Source organism: Bacteroides faecis, from assembly GCF_020091505.1.
Taxonomy (GTDB): domain Bacteria; phylum Bacteroidota; class Bacteroidia; order Bacteroidales; family Bacteroidaceae; genus Bacteroides; species Bacteroides faecis.
In genome coordinates this window covers 575,853-601,848 of the sequence record NZ_CP081916.1, presented here as the reverse complement: position 1 = coordinate 601,848, position 25,996 = coordinate 575,853, and the positions used below count along the sequence as shown (strand labels likewise).

The window sequence follows — 25,996 nt, the reverse complement described above, 5'->3', positions numbered from 1 at the left end:
TAATTGATACATCATTCTGTTCTTGTTGGTAATCTGATTTATGCTCCTGCATAAATCAGACAATAGAGACCTATCAGAAATAGGATGAACATACACATGTTTAATATGCGACATATTGGTGTAGCACCTTTGAACTCTTTCCATATAAGTATTCCCCACAAGGCGGATACTAATGTCGCTCCTTGCCCCAAGCCATAAGAAATAGCTGCCCCTGCTTTCTCCGATGCAATCATGCTGAATGATTGACCTACACACCAGATGATTCCTCCTAGCAGACCTACTAAATGGGTAATTGCTCTGCCTTTGAAGTACCCGGATATAGGAATTGCTTTTCCTTCTACCGGATGCTTCATTGCGATAGTGTTGAAGAGGAAATTACTGGCAAGAATTCCTAATGAAAATATAAAGACAGCTGTGTAGGGTGTCATCTTTCCGGCTGCAGGATGCTCAAAACTTGTCAGGTCAATGGAAGCTGCAACGAACCGATAAAAGAATGCCATAATAAAACCTGCGGAGATAGCTAAAGTGAGTCCTTTGACTGATACTTTTTTATTGTCTACAGATGCCTTTTTATATGCTATTCCATTGAGTATAATGGCAATGGTTATGAGAAAGACACCTATAAAAATGAATATAGGGTTTCCTTTAGCTTCCCCGATATAATTTATAATGACTCCCAAAACTAAAGCAAGTCCAACACCTACGGGGAAAGCAACCGACATACCACATACGGCAATTGCAGCAGATAGCAGAATGTTGGATGCATTAAAAATAATTCCTCCGAGTAATGCGCTTCCTATACTTGAGAAATCTGCTTGTCTCAGATCTGTCAGGAAGCTACGTCCATTTTCGCCATGGCTTCCCAGGGTGAAAGCGAAAAATAATGCGCAAAGTACGATACCAAATACATAGTCCCAGTAAAAATATTCATATCTCCAGGTTTTTGATGCTAGTTTTTGGGTGTTTCCCCAGGATCCCCAGCAGAGCATAGTAATGAAGCAGAATATGATTGCTAATAGATAATTGTCTACTATATACATACTTTTATTTTTTTAGAGGTTGATGTTTCATATAGTTCTCAATAATAGCGGCAATTTCAGGTTCCGGCATTTCTTTTATCAGATAGGCGTGTTTACCGGCTGTGTCATCAATCCATTGATTAGTTCCTGTTGTATCGTTAATCTGGATAGTCCCTAATTTAATTTTAAAGTATGGCTTATATCCTTTAATAGCAACTAATACAGCGGTTTGGTCCCAGCTATTACGTCCTTCTGGATTATCTTGGGATAGAGACATTTGATATGCGTCTTTTATCGGACTGTTTTTAATGCTCATTTGTGCTACTTCTTTTCCGGTGAGAATATCTTTCCCGATTTCAAAGCCACTGAAAATGATTCTGCTAGGCCATGTTTCTACTACTTTCTTAGCTGCGGGAGCGTCACATTTTATGTTAAATTCGCCTCTTCCTGTAGGAAATTCTCCTGCCATAGATACTAACAATTTTACTTTCTGTCTGACTAGTTCTGTCCCATTTAACGGACTGTATTGATCTGGTTGGGATTCTAGTAAATATTTCAGGTTACTGAAAAATCCGATGGTACAAATAGTAACGCTTGTGTCTTGTTGCTGGCTGAGTATTTGTCGGTAAACTTGGACTGCATCCGGCGCATCCGATGTTTTGTGAGTCTTATGTTTGAAATGACTGGGTAGATAATCTGTCCATTTGCTTTCTTTATGCCAGGTAGTGAGAGATGGAGCAATGTTCTTAGGTGCACCTACAGGTATATTCGAGCGCTCGAAATATTCATTGATTACTTCAATACATGGAATTGCCTGCTCATCTTTGTTGGAAGATAAGGTTGCCAGAATATTGACTTGTCCACTATCTGCGAGGGCGTACATCAGAGTCATTGCACCAACGTCATCGTAATCAGGTCCCATATCTGTATCCAGAATCAAGTTGACGATGGGAATGTCAGAATTCTTAGCCTTTCCACACGCTAGTAGTAGAAAAGAGAATAATAAAATGAGATACTTTTTCATAATTATTTAAATTTAGAAGTTAATTTGTGGATGAATAAAGGCATTAACCTCGGTCAATGTAGGAATAGACGGTTGGGCACCGGAACGTGTAACAGCGATAGCTGCCGCGGCATTCGCAAAACTCAATGCATCCCGGTCTATTTCCCTTTGGGCACAAATTACAGCCAATGCCCCACAGAACGTGTCACCTGCTGCAATAGTATCAATCGCATTTACTTTGTATCCGGGAAGCTGAATGATTTCTTTGTCGTTTTTCATATATACACCTTGACTTCCCAATGTGATCACAGCATTGCGTGCACCTGCCTGTAATAAGCTTAGAGCGATTTCTTCAAGATTATTTCCTGTATATTCAATTCCTGAGATGAAGGCTGCTTCCAGTTCATTGACGACTAGTATATCAATGGCTTTCATCAGCTCCTCATCAATCAGGCAGGCGGGTGCGGGATTAAACAAAACCTTTTTACCTTTTTGTTTAGCCAGAAGAGCTATTCTTTTAATCGTTTCGTAAGGAATCTCGGCTTGCATAACTATGATATCTGCTTCGTCAATTACCTTTGAAAAATGAATAATTGAACCGGGTAATAAAGAATAGTTAGCTCCGGGAGCTACTGCTATGCAGTTTTCACCACTGTCGGCAACAAAAATGAGCGCAGTCCCTGTGGGCTGATTAACATCATCTATGATATAATCAGTAGCGATACCTTCTTTCTTAAAGTGTTTTTTTAGAATTTCTGCATACATATCATTTCCCAAAGAGGTAATAAACGTTACAGATCCCCCGAGTCTTGCTGCTGCTACAGCCTGATTGGCGCCTTTCCCCCCGAGGGATTGTATAAAACTGGCATCTCCGACTGTTTCGCCAGGCGCCGGGAGATGGTTGACTTGTGCAACCATATCGATGTTTGAACTTCCAATAACTACTACTTTCATTTGAATCAGATTTATGTGTTTAACCTAGGTCTTATCTCGTTTATAGCACAACTTCTCTCTTATAAGGAATCGCACTCTGCGCACCGATTCGCGTGACTGCTATAGCTGCCGCCGCATTGGCAAATTTCACAGATTTAGCGAGTGAATGCCCTTCAGACAGGCAGACGCTGAATGCTCCGCAAAATACATCTCCGGCACCTGTTGTGTCAATCGTCTCTACTTCCTTTGCGGGAATCATGGTATATTCATCTTTCTCTTTTACGTAAGCGCCGTCTTTACCTAAAGTAATGACAACATTCTCTATACCTTTCTCTCCGATAGCCTGAGCGGCACGATGAGCGCTTTCTATATTCATCACTTTGATTCCGGATAACATTTCCGCTTCAATGCGGTTGGGGAGTATGGTGTGCACGTTTTTTAAGAATGAGTTGCTCAGGCTGGACGCGGGAGCCGGATTGAGGATTACCTTTTTCCCATATTTGCAAGCAATAGTAGCTGCATATTCTACTGTATCTATAGGAATCTCAAGTTGCATGAGAATAATATCAGCTTCCTTGATTTTTTCTTCGGCTTTATTGATATCCTCAATAGAAAGCGAACGGCTTGCTCCCGGTGCTACGATAATGCTATTTTCACCGAAAGAATCTACGGAGATAAGTGCAACTCCGGACGGACTTTTCTGGTCGGTAAATATATATTCCGTATTAATTTTCTCTGATCTGTATATTTCCAATGCTTGCAGGCCGAACAAATCATATCCGATTTTGGATATGAAGGTGACTTCAGCTCCCAGTCGGGCGGCTGCAATCGCCTGATTAGCTCCTTTGCCACCGGGATTCATGTAGAAAGTTCCGCCTAGTATGGTTTCTCCGGGAACAGGTAGTCTGTTGGCTTTCACGACCATATCGGTATTGCAACTACCGATGACTACAATTTTGGGTCTATGAATTGATATAGTTTCCATAGTATTAAAAATTAAGACTATGCAAATGAAAGCAATAATCATGCATAGTTTTCTACATTAATAATTGGTTTATATAATCTCAAAAATGATATCTTATATTGAATTTTCCTGTATGGAGGAGAGAATATAGGGGTAATGTGAAATGAATTTATATAATTACAAAGAGAAAATGGAGATTTGAAAAGAGTGTTTTTATCGTCTGAAATACGAATCAGGCACCTTAGTCTTTAACATTCTTTTGCGCTACTACGTGCTCTGAGGACTTCAGACAGTTTCTCTTTCCGGATTTTGGATTCCATCCACGCCGTAAAGTCAAAGAGGCGTAAAAGCTGACTTTCATATTTATTATTATATAATTCATGAATCTCAGGAGACAACTTTTCCCAAAATGCTTCTCTGTCTTTTTTCAGGATGGGAATATTTCTTTTATTCAGAAACCATAAAATGATACGTTCTGTTTTAAAAGTCTGCTCTTTGGGGGAAGATAGACTTCGGGTGATGGAGCGGGATTCATACTGGATCAGCTCATGCTCTTGCACTTCATAAAAGACGATGAGGCGGACCAGACGAATAGTTCTCATTAAAGGCAGATACTTTATGTTATGGTCTATGATAGCGTTGCTGATATACTTTTTAGCAGTTTTATATTCCTGGTTACCAACGTGTACGAGTGTGGTGTAAAGGAATAACTCACTTTTTCGAATAGGGCTTAACCAGGCTTCTTTATCATAAAGTATTTCCTGGTAGTCTACCATAAGTTGGGTACATTTTGAAAAATCTCCTTTATCCAGATAGGGAAATAGTTCGTATTGGAAGAGAAGGCAAGTTGCATTTACTTTAAATTCGAGCGAAGTGCTGTCTGATATAAGTTTTCTTAATTTATCGAGGAAGTAGGGGATTTCGTTATAGTTGCTCACAGACCGCAGGCTGCCGAGTACTCCTTCGAGTACAGATAAATAGTATATAGGAGGATTTGACCAGAACTGTTGATTCTGCTCAAATAATGAGTCCAGTTCTTTGTATGAATTTAGGGCAGCTCTGTAATCACCTGCTCCCATCAGGTAATTAGCCTGAAAAAGTTTATGGTTTCGTGTTAATTCAAAATTACCTTCGGAGTCTGAAGAAGCGGCTATATAAAGTTCGTTGACCATAAGGTCATTCATATCCTGTTTTTGCTTTACTGTCCTGATGGAGCCAATATGAGATAAACGATATTTCAATAAGTTGTGTAATGAAGATTGCTCTGTGATTTTCCGAATCTTTTTCAAAGTTTCATTTTGGATGAAGTGTTTATGAAAAAGCTCCTGTTCTGTCATGTTGGGAAAGTTCAGACGGAGCAGATATTCCAGTTCCAGTTTCAAGGCTATCGTCAGAATTTCGTTGTTTTCATAGAATTGTGCTTGTTTTATCGTATTGGATAGCATTTCGAAACATTCTTCAAACAGAGAACGTTCATAAAGCATTCGGGCTTTGCACAAATCATTCAGCAGATCGTAATATATATCTTTCTTTTTTCGCAGGGTGAGTAACGTATCCGTCAGTTTTTCATATAAGTATTGAATGGACACTTCAAAAGAACCATTGGGGTTACGTCTGTAAAATTCCTCTTTTACAATGTTTCCATTCGGTTGTTTACTCTTTATGATAATATCATAAATCACCAGATAGTCTTTCTCCTCCTTGTCTTTGATTACTTGTAGGGAGAAGTGCTTCTTTTCTGATTTAGATAACGAGTATATCAGGGATATAACGGAATCTACTCTTTTCATAGGAACTCTTTGCATTAGTATTAGGCTGCAATATTCGGGAATTTTTCTTTAAAAAGCAAATTTAGCATTCTGACACTTTGTATTTTCTGTGGCTCTTTGCTACTTGTATTTGTGGGAAGAAGCCGGACTTGTTCTGAAAATTACAGGGAATTCTCATTTTCATAAATCAGAAAGATGTGTTATGGTGTGATTGGGCGTTTTTTTTGATGAGTGAAAATGTGGATTATGGTTGTTTATGTTGTGATATATGAAATATACTATACGTTTTGTTCTTTTTGAAATGTCGAACATTGAACTCCATTTAGCTAATTATTTCTGTTTTCTTGATGTTTTTAGCAAGTGTTTTGGCTTGTTGGATTGTTCCTTTTAAAGGAACGGTCTGTTGGTTTAAAAGCAACACTTCGTTGGTTTAAAAGGAACGTATGATTTAGTGTAAACATCCGGTTGTTTATTTCTAAATATGAGGTTGTTTTTCTCAGATTATACGATCTTTTTTGTATAAGTATTCGTTGATGTGAATAAATACTTGCTTGTTTTGTATAATATTACAGTGTATTCTGAATATGTTTCCTATTTATACCTTTATTAAAAGATTATCTGTTATCGAATTGGATAATAAATTGTCTTTTTGTTATTCAATATATGAAATTGTGTGCATACCGTTAATTCTAGTGGTGTGAAAAATCACCAAAATTGTATTTGAGAGAATAATATTAAGAATATGTTGATAGTTTATTTGAAAATAATATTCATTTTAGATGGTTTTTTATAAGAAAAGCTATACCTTCGATGTACTTTTTAATATTAAAGATGAAATGTTGGATTTAAAGCAACTTACAGTTGAAGTATGCCGCATAGCTACCGAGGCCGGGCATTTTCTGAAAGAAGAGCGTAAAAAATTCCATCGTGAACGTGTGATAGAGAAGCACGCGCACGATTATGTATCTTATGTTGATAAGGAATCTGAGGTACGACTGGTCAAAGCTCTCTCTGCCTTGTTGCCCGAGGCTGGGTTTATTACGGAAGAAGGTTCTGCCACCTATCAGAACGAATCCTATTGTTGGGTAATTGATCCATTGGATGGGACGACGAATTATATTCACGATGAGGCTCCTTATTGTGTATGTATTGCTTTGCGCAGTCAGACAGAATTGTTAATAGGAGTCGTTTATGAAGTTTGCCGGGATGAATGTTTCTATGCATGGAAAGGCGGAAAGGCCTTTATGAATGGCGAGGAAATTCATGTTTCGGATGTAAGTCAGGCGCAAGATGCTTTTGTTATAACTGAGCTTCCTTACAACTATCAGCAATATAAACAAACTGCTCTCCATTTGATCGACCGATTGTATGGAGTCGTTGGAGGAATCCGTATGAATGGTTCGGCTGCGGCTGCTATCTGCTATGTAGCTGCCGGACGTTTTGATGCCTGGGCAGAAGCTTTTCTCGGAAAATGGGATTATTCGGCAGCTGCGTTGATTGTGCTGGAAGCCGGTGGGCGGGTAACCGATTTCTATGGTGACGATCATTTTATAGAAGGACACCATATCATAGCGACTAACGGACATTTACATCCTTTGTTCGAGAAACTCTTGTCAGAAGTTCCTCCATTGAATATGTAGGACTTCCTTGTTCTCTTATAAATAACTGATATTATGAAACACACATTACTCATTAAAGATTGGCTTTATTCTTTCTTGTTTCTTCTATTCCCACGTTGTTGCGTCGTTTGTGGCAGATCGTTGGTGAAAGGGGAGGAGTGTATTTGTACCCTGTGCAATTTGAATTTACCGCGTACAAATTACCATCTTCGAGAAGATAATCCGGTAGAACGCCTTTTCTGGGGAAGAATTCCTTTAGGGCATGCTACTTCTTTTTTCTTTTATCGTAAAGGGAGTGACTTTCGCCAGATTCTCCATCAGCTTAAATACGGAGGACGAAAAGGAATCGGTGCCATTATGGGACGATACATGGCGTCCGAACTGCTTGCATCCGGGTTCTTTCAGGGAATTGATGTGATTATTCCTGTCCCCCTGCATAAGAAAAAGCAGCAGATTCGTGGCTACAACCAAAGTGAATGGATTGCACGGGGAATTACCGCTGTAACGGGAATCCCTGTAGACACAGAAATGATCGTACGCAGAAAAAACACGGAAACACAGACTCACAAGTCAGTCTTTGAACGCTGGGAAAACGTGGATGGTATTTTTGAATTGCACCATGTTGGTGCATTAGCCGGAAAACATATTCTGCTTGTGGACGATGTGTTGACTACAGGAGCCACCACTGCAGCTTGTGCTGCCTGTCTGGCAGAGATTGAGGGAATACATATTAGCATATTAACTTTGGCAATTGCCGAATAAACTAATATTATAGTCAGTCAAAATTTGAAGAAAGTATTATTAACGACATAAAACAAAATTGAGACCATGAAAAGACATCTATCATTATTAATGATCTTGTGCTGGGGGATATTGTTACATGCCCAGACGGAATCAGAATTATCCTCTCCTAATGGAGAAATTAAAGTGACACTGAATATTACAGATAAAATCTATTATAGCATTGCCTATGATGGGGATGTATTATTGAAAGATAATTCTCTTCAATTGGCATTGAAGGACGAAGTGCTGGGACAGAATCCCAGATTACGTCGTCGGAAATATGTAAGTGTGGATGAGCAGCTGACTCCCGTTATGCCTCTTAAATTTTCGACGGTTACTAATCAGTATAATCAACTGACATTGACATTTAAAAATTATTCGGTTGAGTTTCGTGCGTATGATGATGGGGTTGCTTATCGGTTTGTGACTTCTCGGAAAGGTGAAGTGGAAGTTTTGGGTGAAGAGTTTGCAGTTAACTTCCCGGATGACTATTTACTCCATTTGCAGCAACCGGGTGGTTTTAAGACCTCATACGAAGAACCTTATACACATGTCTTCAGTAATGAATGGAAACCTTCGGATAAAATGTCTGTTTTACCGGTTTTAATAGATACACGTAAGCAATATAAAATATTAATCAGCGAATCTGACTTGACTGACTATCCTTGTATGTTCTTGAAAGGAACCGGTGATAATGGAATAGTCTCTACTTTTCCTAAAGCTCCACTTGCTTTTGGTGAAGACGGTGACCGTAGCCTGAAGATAACTCAAGAGGCGGATTATATCGCTAAAACATCAGGGGCAAGAAATTATCCTTGGCGTTATTTCGTGTTGACAAAAGATGATCGCCAACTTTTGGAGAACACGATGACTTATAAACTGGCCGGTAAGAATCAACTTCAGGATGTATCATGGATCAAGCCGGGACAAGTAAGCTGGGAATGGTGGAATGATGCTTCTCCTTACGGGCCGGATGTGAATTTTGTATCCGGATATAATCTGGAAACCTACAAATACTATATTGACTTTGCCTCTAAATTTGGTATACCTTATATTATAATGGACGAGGGCTGGGCTAAAAGTACACGTGATCCTTATACTCCAAATCCGAAAGTGGACCTGCATGAACTGATCCGTTATGGTAAAGAAAAGAATGTCGGCATTGTTCTTTGGCTGACATGGCTGACGGTTGAAAATAACTTCGATTTATTCAAAACGTTCAATGAGTGGGGAATAAAAGGAGTTAAGATTGATTTTATGGACAGAAGTGACCAATGGATGGTCAATTACTACGAACGTGTGGCGAAAGAAGCTGCCAAACATCATTTGTTTGTCGATTTTCATGGTTCTTTCAAACCGGCAGGTTTGGAATATAAGTATCCGAACATACTTTCTTATGAAGGTGTCAGAGGTATGGAGCAGATGGGCGGATGTTATCCGGATAATAGCATTTATTTGCCATTTATGCGCAATGCTGTCGGACCGATGGATTATACTCCCGGGGCGATGATAAGCATGCAGCCTAATGTATATAGGGCTGAACGCCCCAATTCCGCAAGTATCGGAACCCGTGCTTACCAGTTGGCGCTTTTTGTCATTTTTGAAAGCGGTTTGCAGATGTTGGCAGATAATCCGACTCTTTATTATCGGAACGAAGATTGTACTCGTTTCATTACGAGTGTTCCTGTCACTTGGGATGAAACGGTGGCTTTGGAAGCGAAGGCCGGTGAATATGCCATTATTGCTAAACGGAAAGGAGATAAATGGTTTATCGGTGGTATGACCAACAACGGGCAAACAGAGCGGGAATTCGCCGTGAAATTGGACTTTCTGAAGAAGGACCGTGCTTATCAAATGACATCTTTTGAAGATGGTATCAATGCAGGGCGTCAGGCAATGGACTACCGCTGTAAGTCTTCACAAGTGAAAAATGGAGATGTGCTGACTGTTAAAATGGTGAGGAATGGGGGCTTTGCTGCCGTGATTGAATAAGATAGGTGGATATTGTATTTGAAATAAAAAGGATGTTCTTGCAAATAAGAGCATCCTTTTTAAATATCACATTATGAATTTTTCTTCTATTTGCTTCTTTTAAAACAGTGAAAGGGTTTACTAGATTAGCATCTTGCTTTAATTAGATAGAGCAAAAAAAGAGACATATCTTTCGATACACCTCTTTTTTGCTCTTCCTCTTGGACTTGAACCAAGGACCCTCTGATTAACAGTCAGATGCTCTAACCGACTGAGCTAAGGAAGAATGTTTGCAACTAAGATTTTCAACTTTGCTCTTCCTCTTGGACTTGAACCAAGGACCCTCTGATTAACAGTCAGATGCTCTAACCGACTGAGCTAAGGAAGAATGTTTTTCTCAATTGCGATGCAAAAGTAGTAGGTTTTTTTGAAATATGCAATATCTTTGCAAAAAAAATATCGAGAATGGACAAAATAATAGGATTGGGCAACGCCCTGGTAGACGTACTTGCAACCCTGGAAGATGATATGCTCTTGGACGAGATGGGACTGCCTAAGGGAAGCATGCAACTCATCGATGATGCTAAGTTACAGCAGATTAACGCAAAATTTTCACAGATGAAAACGCATCTTGCAACAGGTGGATCGGCAGGAAATGCCATACTTGGACTCGCTTGTCTGGGTGCCGGAACCGGCTTTATCGGAAAAGTGGGAAATGATCATTATGGCGATTTTTTTCGGAAAAATCTGCAGAAAAATAATATTGAAGACAAATTATTGACCTCCGAACATCTTCCTTCGGGAGTGGCATCCACTTTTATTTCTTCAGATGGAGAGCGTACTTTTGGCACTTACTTGGGAGCAGCTGCTTCTTTGAAAGCTGAAGATCTGACATTGGAAATGTTCAAAGGTTATGCATATCTATTTATAGAGGGCTATTTGGTTCAAGATCACGAAATGATTCTTCATGCCATTGAGCTGGCCAAGGAAGCGGGACTGCAAATTTGTCTCGACATGGCAAGTTACAATATTGTGGCGAATGATCTGGAATTCTTTTCCTTATTAATAAATAAGTATGTCGATATCGTTTTTGCAAACGAGGAAGAAGCGAAAGCGTTTACTGGTGAAGAACCGGAAGAAGCATTGAGAGCGATTGCCAAGAAATGTAGCATTGCTATTGTGAAAGTAGGAGCAAATGGATCTTATATTCGTAAAGGCACCGAAGAAATAAAAGTGTCGGCTATTCCGGTTGAGAAAGTAAGGGATACGACCGGTGCAGGCGATTATTTTGCTTCCGGATTTTTGTATGGTCTGACGTGTGGATACTCGCTTGAGAAATGTGCAAAAATAGGTTCTATTCTCTCGGGAAATGTTATTCAGGTGATTGGAACAACAATCTCTCCGGAGCGCTGGGATGAAATTAAGTTAAATATTAACAAGGTTCTGGCGGAATAACCAAGGTTTGAGTTACTTTTACGTCTCAATTTAATGAAAGATATATGAAAAAATTGCTGAATAGGCGGATAGCTCTTGTGGGAGTGGTTGTAATAGCTACGGTAGCTTTCTTTAGTTTTAAGAGTGGAGACGACCGCAATTTCCAGATAGCCAAGAATCTGGATACATTTAATGCGATTGTGAAAGAACTGGATATGTTCTACGTGGATACCATTGATCCGAATAAGACTATTCGTGAAGGGATTGACAATATGCTTTTCTCGCTGGACCCTTATACAGAATATTACCCGGAGGAAGATCAGAGCGAACTGGAACAGATGGTGAAAGGAAGCTTTGGAGGTATTGGCTCCCTCATTACTTATAATACGAAGTTGAAACGCTCTATGATTGCCGAACCGTTCGAAGGGACTCCGGCAGCCAAAGCTGGACTGAAAGCGGGAGATATCTTGATGGAAATAGACGGAAAAGATCTTGCCGGAAAGAATAACTCAGAGGTTAGCCAGATGTTGCGCGGACAAGCGGGTACAAGTTTTAAACTGAAAATAGAGCGTCCTAATGAGAAAGGTGGTCAGACACCGATGGAGTTCACCATTGTGCGTGAGTCTATTCAGACACCTGCCATTCCATATGCTGCTGTGATGGATAACAAGGTGGGATATATCAGTCTGAGCACATTCTCCGGTAATCCTTCCAAAGATTTTAAGAAGGCATTGCTGGATCTGAAGAAACAAGGAGCTACTTCTTTGGTTATCGACCTTCGTAATAATGGTGGTGGTCTGCTGGATGAAGCAGTTGAAATAGCTAATTATTTTCTGCCCCGTGGAAAAGTGATTGTAACGACCAAAGGAAAGACCAAACAGGCAAGCAATACCTACAAGACCCTGCGTGAACCGTTGGATTTGGATATTCCGATTGCTGTATTGGTAAACAGTGGTACGGCCTCTGCTTCTGAAATCCTATCGGGTTCTTTGCAAGATTTGGATCGTGCTGTTATCATTGGTAATCGTACATTTGGAAAAGGGCTTGTTCAGGTTCCTCGTTCTCTGCCATATGGAGGAATGATGAAAGTAACTACTTCCAAATATTATATCCCAAGCGGACGCTGTGTGCAGGCGATTGACTATAAACATCGGAATGAAGATGGAAGTGTGGGAACCATTCCAGATAGCCTGACCAAGGTGTTTTATACGGCTGCCGGTCGTGAAGTGCGTGATGGAGGTGGTGTGATGCCTGATATTACTGTCAAGCAGGAGAAACTACCGAATATCCTGTTCTATCTGGTACGTGATAATCTGATTTTTGATTATGCTACTCAATACTGTTTGAAGCACCCTACTGTTGCTGCTCCTGAAAAATTTGTAGTGACGGATGCTGATTATAATGATTTCAAGGCATTAGTGAAAAAAGCAGACTTCAAATATGATCAGCAAAGTGAGAAGATTTTGAAAACATTGAAAGAGGCTGCTGAGTTTGAAGGCTACATGACAGATGCTGCTGAAGAGTTTAAAGCTCTGGAAAAGAAGTTGAACCATAACCTCGACCGTGATTTGGACTATTTCTCTAAGGATATCAAGAGAATGATTGCTAATGAAATAATCAAGCGTTATTATTATCAGAGAGGTGGTATTATTGAGCAGCTGAAAGACGATGATGATTTGCAGGAAGCGATAAAGATACTGAATGATCCTGCGAAATATAAAGAAATGCTAAGTGTGTCGGTGGCGAAAGAAGAAAAGAAGTAACGATCATTTTTTGATAAATACAGAAAGCGGTGAGTATCTTTACAATATTCACCGCTTTCTGTAACATATATACGTATTTACTGGTTGGCTAACGGAAATGTGAAATAGAAGGTTGTGCCTTCGTTTTCTTTTGAATATACCCGGATGTGTCCACCCATCCTTTCTACCAATATCTTACAGAGTGTGAGTCCCAGTCCGGTACCTTGGGCGAAGTCGTCCACTTTGCCAAAACGCTGGAAAATGGTAGCAGCTCTTTCTGCCGGAATGCCGATGCCGGTATCTTTCACATAAAATTCTACAAAACTCTCTTTATTGAGAAAACCGAAATGGATTTCTCCTTTCGGGGTAAATTTAACGGCATTGCTAAGCAGGTTGCTTATGATTTGTATCGTTCGGTTCCAGTCAGCGGATATGAATGTGTTGGCATCTCCTCCATCCAGAATCAGTTGTACGCCTGTTTGGGCTTTATGGACATATTGTTGTTCTAATTGCAGACAGATGTCCAGTATTTTGATGGGCTGAATATTGAATTTAAGAGAGCCGGCTTCCAGGCTGGATAAATCGAGAATATCGTTAAAAAGATTCAGCAGCATATCTGAATTTCTTTCAATGATTTCAGCATACTGCATCTTTTCATTTTCGTTGTTTGTGCTGGATATCAATTTAGAGAATCCTACAATCGCATTCAGTGGTGTACGAATTTCGTGACTCATGTTTGCCAGGAAAGCCGATTTTAACCGGTCTGCTTCTTCGGCCTTGATACGGGCTGCGTCCAGTGCTTTCTCCGTTTTCTTAATTTCTGTGATGTCCCACGAGATACCGATAATATAGGGATGTCCGTTATTGGAAGGTACAAGGCGTTTCATGGTGGTTATTGTACGGATTTCTCCGGTAGCGGTCATGTATTCTTCAAAATAATCCAGTTTCCCTTCTTTAAGTACCTTCATATCGTCAAGGTGGAATTTCTCCATATCTTCCGTCCGTTTAAAAATCTCAAAATCATTTCTGCCGATAGCTTTCTCGATGGGGATTCCGGAGTAGTCGGCAAAAGTTTTATTCCAGTATAAGTATCTGAAATCATTTCCGGAATCTTTGACGAACAGATATACGGGAACATTATTCACGATGGCTTGCATTAGTGAGTTGAGCCGCATAATCTCATTTTGTTGTTCGGCATTGGTTTGCTCTGTTTCCCAGAGTTGCGAAACATCACGGCACATGCATAACAGGTATTCTTTGTCGAGCAGAGAAAGCCAGTGTTCGTAGTGATGTGATACGCCATCCTGCATTAAGTCATGCCGGGCGATAGCACTATTTCCGGTGCTGAATACTTTTTCCATATTTCTGCGTATGTTGTTATACGCATCTTCCGGAAGAATATCTTTTATATTGGATTGGGTGATACTGTCTGCTGTAGTGCCCTCTACGTGATTGGTGGATGGAGAGGATACCAGTTCCACAATGTTGGCATTACGGTCGAGAACAGTAAGCATATCAGGCAGATTGTCTAATATACGTTTGGAATATCTGTCTCGAAAACGTTCTTTTCTGCCAGAGGCTGATTCGGAGGAGAGTTGCTCTACTTTTTTCTCGAGATTTTGTATAATTTCTAACAGCTCCGCTTTTGTCTTGTTGTTGTAATCCTCCATAGGGGATAAATAATAACAGTTTTATGGTTGTGAAAAATGCATTTTTATGTTGCAAATATAGAATAAAAATTCAAGAAACGACCGAACTCCCAAGTTATTATAATATAAAAAAGAAGGATAGCTTTTGTCCTACTAATCAGAATGTTCTATCTTTGCACCAATTATATTTTAAATGATTTACAATATGTCTACAGAATTATTCTCTGCGCTGCCTTATAAAGTGGCAGATATTACGCTTGCTGACTTCGGACGCAAGGAAATCGATTTGGCAGAAAAAGAAATGCCCGGCCTGATGGCTCTTCGCGAAAAGTATGGAGAATCCAAACCGTTAAAAGGTGCCCGTATCATGGGATCATTGCACATGACCATCCAGACCGCTGTACTGATTGAAACATTGGTTGCGCTGGGCGCGGAAGTGCGCTGGTGCTCATGTAATATATATTCAACTCAGGATCATGCAGCTGCTGCGATTGCTGCTTCCGGGGTTGCGGTATTTGCCTGGAAAGGTGAGAATCTCGCCGACTATTGGTGGTGTACGCTGCAAGCCTTGAACTTCCCTGGTGGAAAAGGTCCGAACGTAATTGTAGACGATGGTGGTGATGCTACTATGATGATTCATGTCGGTTATGATGCTGAGAAGAATGCTGCCGTGCTGGATAAGGAAGTACATGCAGAAGATGAAATAGAATTGAATGCCATTCTGAAAAAAGTGCTGGTTGAAGATAAGACCCGCTGGCATCGTGTAGCTGAAGAAATGCGTGGTGTGTCGGAGGAGACGACGACTGGTGTACACCGTTTGTATCAGATGCAGGAAGAAGGCAAACTGCTATTCCCGGCATTTAATGTGAACGATTCAGTGACAAAGTCTAAGTTTGATAACCTGTACGGATGTCGCGAATCATTGGCTGACGGTATCAAGAGAGCAACCGATGTGATGATTGCCGGTAAGGTAGTTGTCGTATGTGGCTATGGTGATGTGGGTAAGGGATGTTCACATTCAATGCGTTCTTACGGAGCACGCGTACTTGTGACGGAAGTAGATCCGATCTGTGCACTACAGGCTGCAATGGAAGGTTTCGAAGTTGTGACAATGGAAGATGCCTGTACCGAAGGTAATATCTTTGTGACTACTACGGGTAATATTGATATCATTCGTATCGACCACATGGAGAAAATGAAAGATCAGGCAATTGTATGTAACATCGGACACTTCGATAATGAAATTCAGGTAGATGCTTTGAAACATTACCCGGGTATCAAATGTGTAAACATCAAGCCGCAGGTAGACCGCTATTATTTCCCGGATGGTCACAGTATACTTTTGCTGGCTGACGGTCGTCTGGTGAATCTGGGATGCGCAACAGGACATCCGTCGTTTGTGATGAGTAATTCATTTACCAATCAGACGTTGGCTCAGATCGAGTTGTTCAACAAGAAATACGAAGTAAATGTATATCGCTTGCCGAAACATCTGGATGAAGAAGTAGCCCGCCTGCATCTCGAAAAGATCGGTGTGAAACTGACGAAACTGACTCCTGAACAGGCCGCTTATATCGGTGTATCGGTAGACGGACCTTATAAGGCTGAACATTATAGATACTAATTTAATTGACAATTGACAGTTGACAAATGACAATGGGCAGCTATATAGGAGGTGTGACCTGCCGGGCTGCTATTGTTGACCTTCAATTGTCAATTGTCAATTGTCAATTGTCAATTTTATGAAGAAGTTCCTTCCCGACTTAATTGCTATTTTAGCTTTTATCATTCTTTCTTTTGCTTATTTTTTTCCGGCTGATATTGAAGGTCGTATTTTGTTTCAGCACGATACGGTGGCTGGAGTGGGAGCCGGTCAAGAAGCTCAGGAATATCTTGAACGTACAGGGGAACGTACCCGCTGGACAAATTCTCTTTTTGGAGGTATGCCTACCTACCAGATGTCTCCGAGTTATGATTCTACCAAACCGCTGAAGTGGATAGAAAACATCTATCATTTGTATCTTCCGCCCTATGTAGTGTTGACTTTCATTATGATGCTTGGGTTCTATATCCTTTTGCGGGCATTTGGGCTATCTGTCTGGCTGTCTGCTTTAGGAGGAATCATCTGGGCCTTCTCTTCTTATTTCTTTATCCTGATATCGGCAGGGCATATATGGAAATTTGTCACATTGGCTTATATTCCGCCTACGATTGCCGGTATTGTGCTGGCTTATCGGAAAAAATATCTGTTGGGAGGAATTATAACGGCTCTGTTCATCGCGCTTCAGATTCAGTCGAACCATATTCAGATGAGCTATTACTTCATGTTCGTCATCCTGTTTTTTGTAGGAGCTTACTTTGAGGATGCTTATAAGAAAAAGGAACTTCCACATTTTTTCAAAGCGAGTGCTGTTCTGATATTAGCTGCGGCAATAGGAGTATGTGCCAATCTTTCTAATCTATATCATACTTATGAGTATAGTAAGGAGACAATGCGGGGGAAGAGTGAACTGAAACAGGAAGGCCCTGCCGCCAATCAGACTAGTAGTGGGCTGGACCGTAACTATATTACGAACTGGAGTTATGGAATTGGTGAAACGCTTACTTTGCTGGTGCCGAACGTAAAGGGAGGAGCGTCGGTTCCTTTGGCAAAGAATGAGACAGCGATGGCAAAAGCGAATCCGATGTATAGCAGCATTTATTCGCAGTTAACACAGTATTTTGGCGATCAGCCTATGACTTCCGGTCCGGTATATGTGGGAGCTTTTGTTCTGTTTTTGTTCATACTGGGATGTTTTATTGTGAAAGGACCGCTGAAATGGGCCTTGCTGGGAGCTACAATCTTTTCTATCCTGCTTTCGTGGGGAAAGAACTTTATGGGTTTAACGGACTTTTTTATCGACTATATACCCATGTATAATAAGTTCCGTGCCGTATCTTCCATTTTGGTTATTGCTGAATTTACGATTCCACTGTTAGCGATCTTTGCTTTAAAAGAGGTCTTGACTAAACCGGAAATCTTGAAGGGGAAAGAGAATCGGACAGGTGTAATTATTACTCTGGCGCTGACGGCCGGTGTTTCGCTGATTTTGGCAGTTGCTCCGGGAGTTTTCTTCTCCAGCTATATTCCGGCACAGGAAATGTCGGCTCTACAGCAAGGGCTGCCTGCTGAGTATCTATCTCCGATCGTTGCTAATTTGGCAGAAATGCGCAAGGCGATGTTGACAACAGATGCATGGCGTAGTTTCTTTATTATAGTCGTAGGATGTTTCTTGCTATTCCTCTATCAGCAGAAAAAGTTGAAGGCTTCTCTGGCTGTGGCCGGTATTGCAATTCTTTGTCTGGTGGATATGTGGACTGTCAATAAACGCTATTTGAATGATGAACAATTTGTACCGAAGTCCAGACAGACAGGGGCATTTGTTAAAACTCAGACAGATGAGATGATCCTTCAGGATACGGCTTTGAATTATCGGGTATTGAATTTCGTAGGATTCCCCAATAATACTTTCAATGAAAATAATACTTCATACTGGCATAAGAGTGTTGGTGGTTATCATGCAGCCAAGTTGCGTCGTTATCAGGAAATGATTGATCACCATATAACTCCGGAAATGAAGGATACCTATCAGGAGGTTGCTGCCGCTGGTGGTGCGATGGATAGTGTGGATGCTTCTAAATTCCGGGTGCTGAATATGCTGAACACGAAGTACTTTATCTTCCCTGCCGGTGAGCAAGGACAGACAATTCCTGTCGAGAATCCTTATGCGTACGGCAATGCTTGGTTTGTGGATAAGGTGCAGTATGTCAATAATGCGAATGAAGAGATTGATGCGCTGAATGATATTCTTCCGACGGAAACAGTTGTGGTCGATGCGAAATTTAAGGATCAGTTGAAGGGCGTAACGGAAGGTTATAAAGACTCCTTATCTACTATTCGTCTGACCAGCTACGAACCGAATCGCTTGGTATATGAGACTTCTTCTGCCAAAGATGGGGTAGTTGTTTTTTCTGAGATATATTATCCGGGCTGGCAGGCAAAGATTGACGGACAGCCGGCAGATATTGCTCGCGCTGACTATATTTTGCGTGTAATGAATGTACCTGCGGGTAAGCATACTATTGAGATGTGGTTTGATCCGCAGAGCTTGCATGTGACGGAAAGTATAGCTTATGCATCGTTGGCGTTATTGCTGATCGGAGTGATGGTGTTGATTTGGTTTAGCAAGAAGAAGTTAGTTCCCCAAAAGAAAGATGAGATTGAAAAGTCTTAATTCTACTGTCTGATCTCAAAGACTTGTATATTTATACTATATATTTAAAGCGGCTCCCTTCATCCCGAAGAGAGCCGCTTATGCATTCACTAAAAAATTATGAAAAACAAACGCTGTTATATGTTTAAATAGTTAGAATTTTCAAATTTTATTCGTATGATTGCCTTTATGCATCCTCATCTGAGGGGCCTTTTGGCGGGCAGTAGCCTGTTCGGTTTGCCACTTTGCATATTGTTCCGGAGTCAGAATTTTTTTTATCTTTTTCTTTTTAGCTTCTGCGGCTTTCTTTTGTATATCTTCAACATTCTGTTCTTTGTTCATCATAGGACGTTCCCCCATATCGTCGGGAAAGTTTCCTTCGCCCATTATCGGCGGTTCGCTACCGCCCATTGGCGGGCGACCGCCTCTCATGCCCGGCCTCCCATTGGCGGACGTTGTTCGCCGGAGTTTTGCATAGCTTTGAAATGTTCTTTCTGCTCTTTCAGATTCAGCTTATAGATTTTCTTGTATTGCTTTTCTGTCAGTTGAAGTGACTCTTGCATCCTGTCAGTCATTTGAGTTGCTATCTTTTCAGGATTCGGAACTTCGTGTGGAAGGCGTTGCTCATACTGCTGTCTTTCCTGTGGTTCCGGATGGTCTTGTGCCACAGCCAGACTGCTGCAACTTATCAGGCAGGCAGCAAGCCCTATTAGTCTCATGTTTCTTTTCATTCTTTTTGCTGTTAATTGGTTTCATATTCCAAAGTTAAGTAGTAGTTGAAATAGATGAAAATGAAATCGACAAAGAACGGAGTTTTATCTATAAAACATGGTGTCACTATCCTATGATGATAGTGTAAGCATCCTTGTCGGATGGTGTCACTATGAGTGCCGGATAGTGACACCATCCTGTTTCAAGAAAGAAACGAAGGCTGAAAAAAGGAAAATGTGAACATAAACAGTTGATTTATGGATAGTCTCATTTTATCCTAAGCCATTAAATTTGTGCCTGATTATAGAACGATTATTATGAAAAGACTATTGTTCATTTTTTCCTTTTTTTGCCTGCCTGTTATCGGTGGGAGTGCACAGAATGTTCTGACTCTGGAGAACTGCCTTCGTATAGGGATTGAAAATAATCTCTCGTTGCAGGGCAAACGAAAAGCAATGCAAAAAAGTAAGTATGGTGTTTCAGAGAATCGGGTGAAATTGTTGCCGCAGATCAATGGTTTTGCTAATTTCAATGATAACATCGATCCGCCTGTCTCCGTGACTGACGGTTCTTCTTATGGAGTGCCATATAATATCACCCGGACACTGCAATATGGTGCCAATGTCGGACTGGAATTACAGATGCCACTTTATAATCAGACTCTTTACACTTCGATTTCTATTGCAGAAATTGTGGATGAGATGAGCCGGCTTTCGTACGAAAAGGCAAGAGAAGATTTAATCTTGCAGATTAGTAAAATGTATTATCTGGGGCAAGTTACCGCGGAGCAGATCGCATTGATAAAAGCCAATATTACCCGATTGGAGGAATTGAGAGATATCACTCAGGCCTTTTTCGATAATGGAATGGCAATGGAAGTTGACCTGAAGCGGGTGAATATCAATCTTGAAAACCTGAAAGTGCAGTATGACAATGCGCAGGCGATGATGACACAACAGCTGAATATGCTGAAATATATCATGGATTATCCGGCAGAGAAGGAGATTGGATTATTACCGGTCAATACGGATAGTATTGCTACGGTAGCGTTGACCGGATTATCGGAAAATCTGTATGAACTTCAGTTGCTTCAATCGCAGGTACAGCTGGCAGAGAGGCAGAAACGGTTGATAAGTAATGGTTATATTCCTTCTCTCAATCTGACGGGGAACTGGAGGTTTGCTGCTTATACGGATGAGGCTTATCATTGGTTCCATTCCGGTCCGTCTAATCATTGGTTCCGTTCTTATGGAGTGGGGTTGACTTTGCGTATTCCTATCTTCGACGGTCTGGATAAGAAATACAAGATCCGGAAAGCGATGATTGATATTGAAATGATGAAACTTTCGCAGTTGGACATACGGAAGAACCTGCATACGCAATATCTGAATGCAGTCAATGATTTGATGAACAACCAACGCAACTTTAAAAAGCAGAAAGACAATTATCTGCTTGCCGAAGAAGTGTATGCAGTTACTACTGACCGTTACAGGGAAGGAATCACATCGATGACTGAGGTGCTGCAAGATGAAATGCGGATGAGTGAAGCACAGAATAATTACATTAGCGCACATTATAACTATCGGGTGACTAACCTGATGTTGTTGAAGTTGACCGGACAGATAGCGTCCCTGTTCAAATAATAGATAACTAATTGAATCATTCATATGGAAACAATGGAAAAAAATACAGTCTCCGGTACACATCAGGAGAAAGCTAAGAAGATGAGAAAATTACGTCGTTGGCAGATAATAGTAAGTTTATTTGGAGTCGCTATTATCGTTTGGGGAGTGATTGAAGTTGTTTTTCTCTTTCTGGGCTATAAGCAGACAGAGACCAGTAATGATGCACAGATAGAGCAATATGTGTCGCCTGTCAATCTGCGTGCATCAGGCTATATTAATAAGATTTATTTCACAGAACATCAGCAGGTGCACAAAGGGGATACATTGCTGGTGCTGGATGACCGCGAATATAAAATCCGGGTGATGGAAGCTGAAGCTGCATTGAAAGATGCGCAGGCAGGCGCTACTGTGATAAATGCGACCTTGCAGACTACGCAAACAACTGCATCTGTATATGATGCTTCTATTGCCGAAATAGAAATCCGGCTGGCAAAATTGGAGAAGGACCGGCAACGCTATGAAAATCTGGTCAAACGAAATGCGGCCACACCTATCCAGTTGGAACAGATTGCGACCGAATATGAAGCTACCTTCAAGAAGCTGGAAGCGACAAAGCGTCAACGGGAAGCAGCTCTTTCAGGAGTGAATGAAGTTTCTCATCGTCGTGAGAATACGGAAGCTGCTATTCAGCGTGCGACGGCTGCGCTTGAGATGGCACGGCTCAATCTTTCATATACAGTTGTATTGGCTCCTTGTGATGGCAAGTTGGGCCGGCGTTCGTTAGAGGAGGGACAGTTTATTACAGCAGGACAATGCATTACGTATATCCTTCCGGATACCCAAAAATGGATTATTGCTAATTATAAAGAAACGCAGATTGAGAATCTGCGTATCGGGCAGGAAGTTGCCATCACGGTAGATGCTATCAGTAAGAAAGAGTTTACAGGCAAAGTGACTGCTATTTCCGGAGCGACTGGTTCCAAATATTCACTGGTGCCAACGGATAATTCAGCAGGAAACTTCGTAAAGATACAGCAGCGTATTCCTGTCCGTATTGATTTCACGGATTTGTCGAAAGAAGATAATGATAAGTTGGCGGCAGGTATGATGGTAGTAGTAAAAGCTAAACTCTGATGATCATGCCTTCATGTCCTAGAAATTATCCTTTTTACAATTGGGTGCCCAAACCGGTAGGTATTATCATCCTATTGTTCTTTTTCCTGCCCATTCTTTCAGTAGGCGGAGTTTATTCTGTAAACAGTACCGAGATGATGAGCGGCTTAGGCATTATTTCCGAGCATATTCAGTTTGCTAATTTTGTGACCTCTATCGGTATGGCAGCGTTTGCTCCTTTTTTGTATGAACTGGTTTGCATACGCCGGGAGAAGCTGATGTGCATAGGTGGCTTTGCACTTATGTATGTTTTCAGTTATGTGTGTGCCAAAACTGACAGTATCTTTTTGCTGGCGCTTTGTAGTCTGCTGACAGGGTTCCTGCGTATGGTGCTGATGATGGTCAATCTGTTTACATTGATTAAATATGCTTTTGGTATGGAGGCAACGCGTAATATCACTCCCGGCATGGAGCCGAAAGATGCGGCGGGATGGGATAAGCTGGATATAGAGAAATGTGTCAGCCAGCCGGTAGTTTATCTGTTTTTTATGATTTTGGGGCAAATGGGCACAGCGCTGACGGCTTGGCTGGCTTTCGAATACGAATGGAAATATGTATACTATTTTATGATGGGCATTCTGCTGCTTTCCATTTTGATCCTGTTTATTACGATGCCTAATCATGGCTTTACCGGACGCTTTCCGATCAATTTCCGTAAGTTCGGCAATGTAACTGCCTTTTGTATATCATTGACGTGCATCACTTATGTGTTGGTTTATGGCAAGGTGCTGGACTGGTATGATGATCAGTCTATTTGTTGGGCAACGGCAGTCAGTATTCTTTTTGCCGGTATTTTTCTTTATATGGATGCTACCCGGCGATCCTCTTATTTTATATTGGGAGCGCTGCGGCTACGTACGATTCGCATGGGAGCTTTGCTTTATTTACTACTGATGATTATTAATTCCAGTGCGATGTTTGTCAATGTGTATGCAGGGGTTGGGATGCACTTGGATAATTTGCAGAATGCATCATTGGCAAACTGGTGCATGGTTGGTTATTTTATAGGTGCCTTGATTTCTATTGTGTTGGGGTCTAAAGGGGTACATCTGAAATATCTTTTTGCTCTTGGCTTTTTCTTTTTGGTGTTATCGGCAGGATTTATGTATTTTGAGGTGCAGACAGCCGGACTTTACGAGCGAATGAAATATCCTGTGATTATCCGTACCATCGGGATGATGATTCTATATGCGTTGACAGCGGCTTATGCCAATCAGCGGATGCCTTTCAAATATCTTTCTACCTGGATCTGCATTATGCTTACCGTGCGCATGGTGCTGGGCCCGGGCATTGGAGGGGCAATCTATTCGAATGTATTGCAGGAGCGGCAGCAACATTATATAACCCGTTATGCGCAAAATGTAGATCTGGTCAATCCGGAAGCTTCCTCCTCCTATAGCAATACTGTGCAGGGAATGCAATATCAGGGAAAGAGTGAAACGGAAGCACATAATATGGCTGCTATGTCCGTCAAAGGGCGGATACAAGTACAGGCAACACTCTCTGCTGTGAAAGAAATGGCGGGATGGACTATTTATGCTGGTGTTATTTGTATGATTTTTGTGCTCGTTGTGCCTTATCCCAAACGAAAATTGCTAACTTAGTATTGTTTTTCAAATAGTAATCAGATTATAAGTGTTTTGTTATTATGAATACCTTTCAGGAACGTTTGTTACAACTGGACCGGGATTTATTGAGTGGGAACAATATCTGTAGTTCGAGGGGAGTGCTGAACGCCTTTCCGTCTTCTTTAAAGAAACTCTTTCTCATGAGGGGGCTTGGGCTGATTATCTGTCGGCAGGGAAATTTTCAGTTTGCGCTGAATCAACGCTTATTTCGGGCAAACGCCGGCGAAACTCTCTTTATCCCGGAAGATTCGCATTTCCAGGTGCTTCAGGAATCCGAAGATATGGAGGTATTTATTCTTGCCTATCAGATCCAGCCTATACGGGATATTATCGGTAATTCGGTTGTTTCCATGTATATGTATTCACAACTTATTCCGGAACCTTGCTATGTGTGGACTACTGGGGAAGAAAATGAAATCGTAAAATACATGTCTTTGCTGGACAGTGCTCTGGAAATGGAGGAGAGTGTGTTCAACCTTTATGAAAGAAAACTCCTTTTGCTGGCCCTTACATATCGGATCTGTTCTATTCACAATCGTAAACTGATCAGTGTAGGGCAAGAAACCGGGGGAAGAAAAAATGAAATCTTTGTCCGGCTGATTCAACTCATAGAGCAATATTATATGAAGGAACGTGGAGTCGGATTCTATGCAGATAAGCTTTGTCTGTCTCCCAAGTACCTGTCTGCGCTTGCCAAGAATATTTGCGGATATACAGTACAGGAGCTTGTCTTTAAAGCTATTATTCGTAAGTCGATCTCATTACTCAAAAATACACAGAAAGACATTCTGGAGATATCTAATGAATTAAACTTCCCCAATGCTTCTTATTTCGGCACATTCTTTAAGAAGCAAATGGGGATGTCGCCTCAACAATATAGGAGGAACCTTTAATGGGAAAAGTTTTCTCCTGTATTGACTGTTATTCTTTTTCTCCGTAAGCCAGATCGCCTGCGTCGCCCAGTCCCGGCACAATGTAGGAATGTTCGTTGATTTCAGGATCGATGGCCGCGCACCAGATGGTTGTTTTGTTCTCGGGAAATACATTCATAATATGTTCGATTGCGTGTTGGCTGGCAATGATGGACGCTACGTGAATTTCGGCTGGATGACCTTTGGTGAGCATTGCCTGGTAGCTTAGCTCCATGCTGCCGCCTGTAGCCAGCATTGGGTCAGTGATAATCAGCGTTTTGTCATCAATACGGGGAGAAGCGATATATTCTATGTGTATATCAAACTTCAGTGTGTCCTTATATTTACGATAGGCAGAGACGAATGCGTTTTCCGCCCCGTCGAAATAACTTAGAAAACCCTGGTGAAAAGGAAGACCGGCGCGGAGAATGGTGCTGATGACAAGCTGGTTGTCCGGTGTGCTGACGGGAGCAATACCTAGTGGTGTCTGGATGTTTTTTACAGAGTATCGGAACTCTTTGCTCATTTCGTAGGCCATGATTTCTCCGATCCGTTCAATATTACGGCGGAAACGCAGGCGGTCGTTCTGAACTTCTACATTTCTGATTTCGGATATGTACTGGTTTAGAATCGAATTTGTTTGGCTAAAATCAATTACTTTCATATTATAGTTTAATCATAATTTAATCTCATTTTCATCGTATTGACAACATACTGGCTTGCAAAGTAAACGATAATCTTTCAAATTGCAATATTCAGTTTGCAGATATTGTTAGGAATTTATAAAAGAGATTCAATTAGGGAAAAAT

General features: G+C 41.1%; 20 protein-coding genes and 2 tRNA genes. 11 read left to right on the top strand and 11 right to left on the bottom strand.

Features of this window, described 5'->3' with window-relative positions; translation table 11 throughout:
* Window positions 1–38 precede the first annotated feature (38 nt).
* The 5 genes from K6V30_RS03025 to K6V30_RS03005 all read right to left on the bottom strand — a co-directional run bounded on the left by K6V30_RS03025 (window position 39) and on the right by K6V30_RS03005 (window position 5,709).
* On the bottom strand, window positions 39–1,040 hold the full coding sequence (locus K6V30_RS03025) for a GRP family sugar transporter (protein ID WP_055269574.1): 1,002 nt from the start codon (window positions 1,038–1,040) through the stop codon (window positions 39–41).
* Between the two features lie 4 nt (window positions 1,041–1,044).
* Window positions 1,045–2,043 carry a nucleoside hydrolase gene (locus K6V30_RS03020; RefSeq protein ID WP_055269573.1) on the bottom strand — a complete coding sequence of 333 codons (999 nt, stop codon included), beginning with the start codon at window positions 2,041–2,043 and terminating at the stop codon, window positions 1,045–1,047.
* A 12-nt stretch (window positions 2,044–2,055) separates the two neighbouring features.
* Window positions 2,056–2,976: a ribokinase gene (rbsK, locus tag K6V30_RS03015; protein ID WP_055269572.1), complete on the bottom strand. Its 921-nt coding sequence runs from the start codon at window positions 2,974–2,976 to the stop codon at window positions 2,056–2,058.
* A 40-nt stretch (window positions 2,977–3,016) separates the two neighbouring features.
* Window positions 3,017–3,940, bottom strand: coding sequence for a ribokinase (rbsK, locus tag K6V30_RS03010; protein WP_055269598.1), 924 nt, complete (start codon window positions 3,938–3,940; stop codon window positions 3,017–3,019).
* Between the two features lie 227 nt (window positions 3,941–4,167).
* On the bottom strand, window positions 4,168–5,709 hold the full coding sequence (locus K6V30_RS03005) for a hypothetical protein (protein WP_010535628.1): 1,542 nt from the start codon (window positions 5,707–5,709) through the stop codon (window positions 4,168–4,170).
* Window positions 5,710–6,524: 815 nt separating this feature from the next.
* Here K6V30_RS03005 and K6V30_RS03000 point away from each other — a divergent pair.
* From K6V30_RS03000 to K6V30_RS02990, 3 genes are all read left to right on the top strand, one after another.
* Window positions 6,525–7,328 (top strand): inositol monophosphatase family protein, encoded by an 804-nt coding sequence (locus tag K6V30_RS03000; protein WP_029425070.1) that lies wholly within the window; start codon window positions 6,525–6,527, stop codon window positions 7,326–7,328.
* 33 nt (window positions 7,329–7,361) lie between these two features.
* Entirely contained in the window at window positions 7,362–8,069 is a 708-nt protein-coding gene (locus K6V30_RS02995; RefSeq protein ID WP_022301058.1) for a ComF family protein, read from the top strand.
* A 66-nt stretch (window positions 8,070–8,135) separates the two neighbouring features.
* Entirely contained in the window at window positions 8,136–10,082 is a 1,947-nt protein-coding gene (locus tag K6V30_RS02990; RefSeq protein ID WP_022301057.1) for a glycoside hydrolase family 97 protein, read from the top strand.
* 191 nt (window positions 10,083–10,273) lie between these two features.
* Here the strand turns inward: K6V30_RS02990 and K6V30_RS02985 are convergent.
* Window positions 10,274–10,347, bottom strand: a tRNA-Asn gene (locus K6V30_RS02985).
* 28 nt (window positions 10,348–10,375) lie between these two features.
* Window positions 10,376–10,449: transfer RNA gene (locus tag K6V30_RS02980), tRNA-Asn, on the bottom strand.
* Window positions 10,450–10,526: 77 nt separating this feature from the next.
* Between K6V30_RS02980 and K6V30_RS02975 the strand changes: the two genes are divergently transcribed.
* Both K6V30_RS02975 and K6V30_RS02970 read left to right on the top strand, forming a co-directional pair.
* Window positions 10,527–11,516 (top strand): adenosine kinase, encoded by a 990-nt coding sequence (locus K6V30_RS02975; protein ID WP_010535624.1) that lies wholly within the window; start codon window positions 10,527–10,529, stop codon window positions 11,514–11,516.
* 44 nt (window positions 11,517–11,560) lie between these two features.
* Window positions 11,561–13,258 carry a S41 family peptidase gene (locus K6V30_RS02970; RefSeq protein WP_010535623.1) on the top strand — a complete coding sequence of 566 codons (1,698 nt, stop codon included), beginning with the start codon at window positions 11,561–11,563 and terminating at the stop codon, window positions 13,256–13,258.
* A gap of 77 nt (window positions 13,259–13,335) precedes the next feature.
* Here the strand turns inward: K6V30_RS02970 and K6V30_RS02965 are convergent, their stop codons facing one another.
* Window positions 13,336–14,907 (bottom strand): PAS domain-containing sensor histidine kinase, encoded by a 1,572-nt coding sequence (locus K6V30_RS02965; protein WP_010535622.1) that lies wholly within the window; start codon window positions 14,905–14,907, stop codon window positions 13,336–13,338.
* 184 nt (window positions 14,908–15,091) lie between these two features.
* Here K6V30_RS02965 and ahcY point away from each other — a divergent pair, with 184 nt between their 5' ends.
* Both ahcY and K6V30_RS02955 read left to right on the top strand, forming a co-directional pair.
* Window positions 15,092–16,510 (top strand): adenosylhomocysteinase, encoded by a 1,419-nt coding sequence (ahcY, locus tag K6V30_RS02960; protein ID WP_010535621.1) that lies wholly within the window; start codon window positions 15,092–15,094, stop codon window positions 16,508–16,510.
* 118 nt (window positions 16,511–16,628) lie between these two features.
* On the top strand, window positions 16,629–19,160 hold the full coding sequence (locus K6V30_RS02955; protein WP_010535620.1) for a YfhO family protein: 2,532 nt from the start codon (window positions 16,629–16,631) through the stop codon (window positions 19,158–19,160).
* A gap of 141 nt (window positions 19,161–19,301) precedes the next feature.
* Here K6V30_RS02955 and K6V30_RS02950 read toward each other — a convergent pair whose 3' ends face one another.
* Together K6V30_RS02950 and K6V30_RS02945 are read right to left on the bottom strand one after the other, a co-directional pair.
* On the bottom strand, window positions 19,302–19,571 hold the full coding sequence (locus K6V30_RS02950) for a hypothetical protein (protein WP_224207246.1): 270 nt from the start codon (window positions 19,569–19,571) through the stop codon (window positions 19,302–19,304).
* The gene (locus K6V30_RS02945; RefSeq protein ID WP_109115412.1) at window positions 19,568–19,870 is read right to left on the bottom strand and encodes a hypothetical protein; all 303 of its coding nucleotides are present in this window, start codon (window positions 19,868–19,870) and stop codon (window positions 19,568–19,570) included. Before K6V30_RS02945 ends, K6V30_RS02950 begins: the two co-directional genes overlap by 4 nt.
* A 297-nt stretch (window positions 19,871–20,167) precedes the next feature.
* Here K6V30_RS02945 and K6V30_RS02940 point away from each other — a divergent pair, with 297 nt between their 5' ends.
* From K6V30_RS02940 to K6V30_RS02925, 4 genes are read left to right on the top strand one after another with little or no spacing between them, the layout of a single operon-like run.
* Window positions 20,168–21,493 (top strand): TolC family protein, encoded by a 1,326-nt coding sequence (locus K6V30_RS02940; protein WP_010535617.1) that lies wholly within the window; start codon window positions 20,168–20,170, stop codon window positions 21,491–21,493.
* Window positions 21,494–21,517: 24 nt separating this feature from the next.
* The gene (locus K6V30_RS02935; RefSeq protein WP_010535616.1) at window positions 21,518–22,609 is read left to right on the top strand and encodes an HlyD family secretion protein; all 1,092 of its coding nucleotides are present in this window, start codon (window positions 21,518–21,520) and stop codon (window positions 22,607–22,609) included.
* A 5-nt stretch (window positions 22,610–22,614) separates the two neighbouring features.
* A complete protein-coding gene (locus tag K6V30_RS02930; RefSeq protein WP_055269596.1) occupies window positions 22,615–24,252 on the top strand; it encodes a hypothetical protein in 1,638 nt (545 codons plus the stop codon).
* Window positions 24,253–24,296: 44 nt separating this feature from the next.
* On the top strand, window positions 24,297–25,169 hold the full coding sequence (locus K6V30_RS02925) for a helix-turn-helix domain-containing protein (RefSeq protein WP_010535614.1): 873 nt from the start codon (window positions 24,297–24,299) through the stop codon (window positions 25,167–25,169).
* A 28-nt stretch (window positions 25,170–25,197) separates the two neighbouring features.
* Here the strand turns inward: K6V30_RS02925 and upp are convergent, their stop codons facing one another.
* Window positions 25,198–25,851 (bottom strand): uracil phosphoribosyltransferase, encoded by a 654-nt coding sequence (gene upp, locus K6V30_RS02920; protein ID WP_010535613.1) that lies wholly within the window; start codon window positions 25,849–25,851, stop codon window positions 25,198–25,200.
* Window positions 25,852–25,996: the final 145 nt, after the last annotated feature.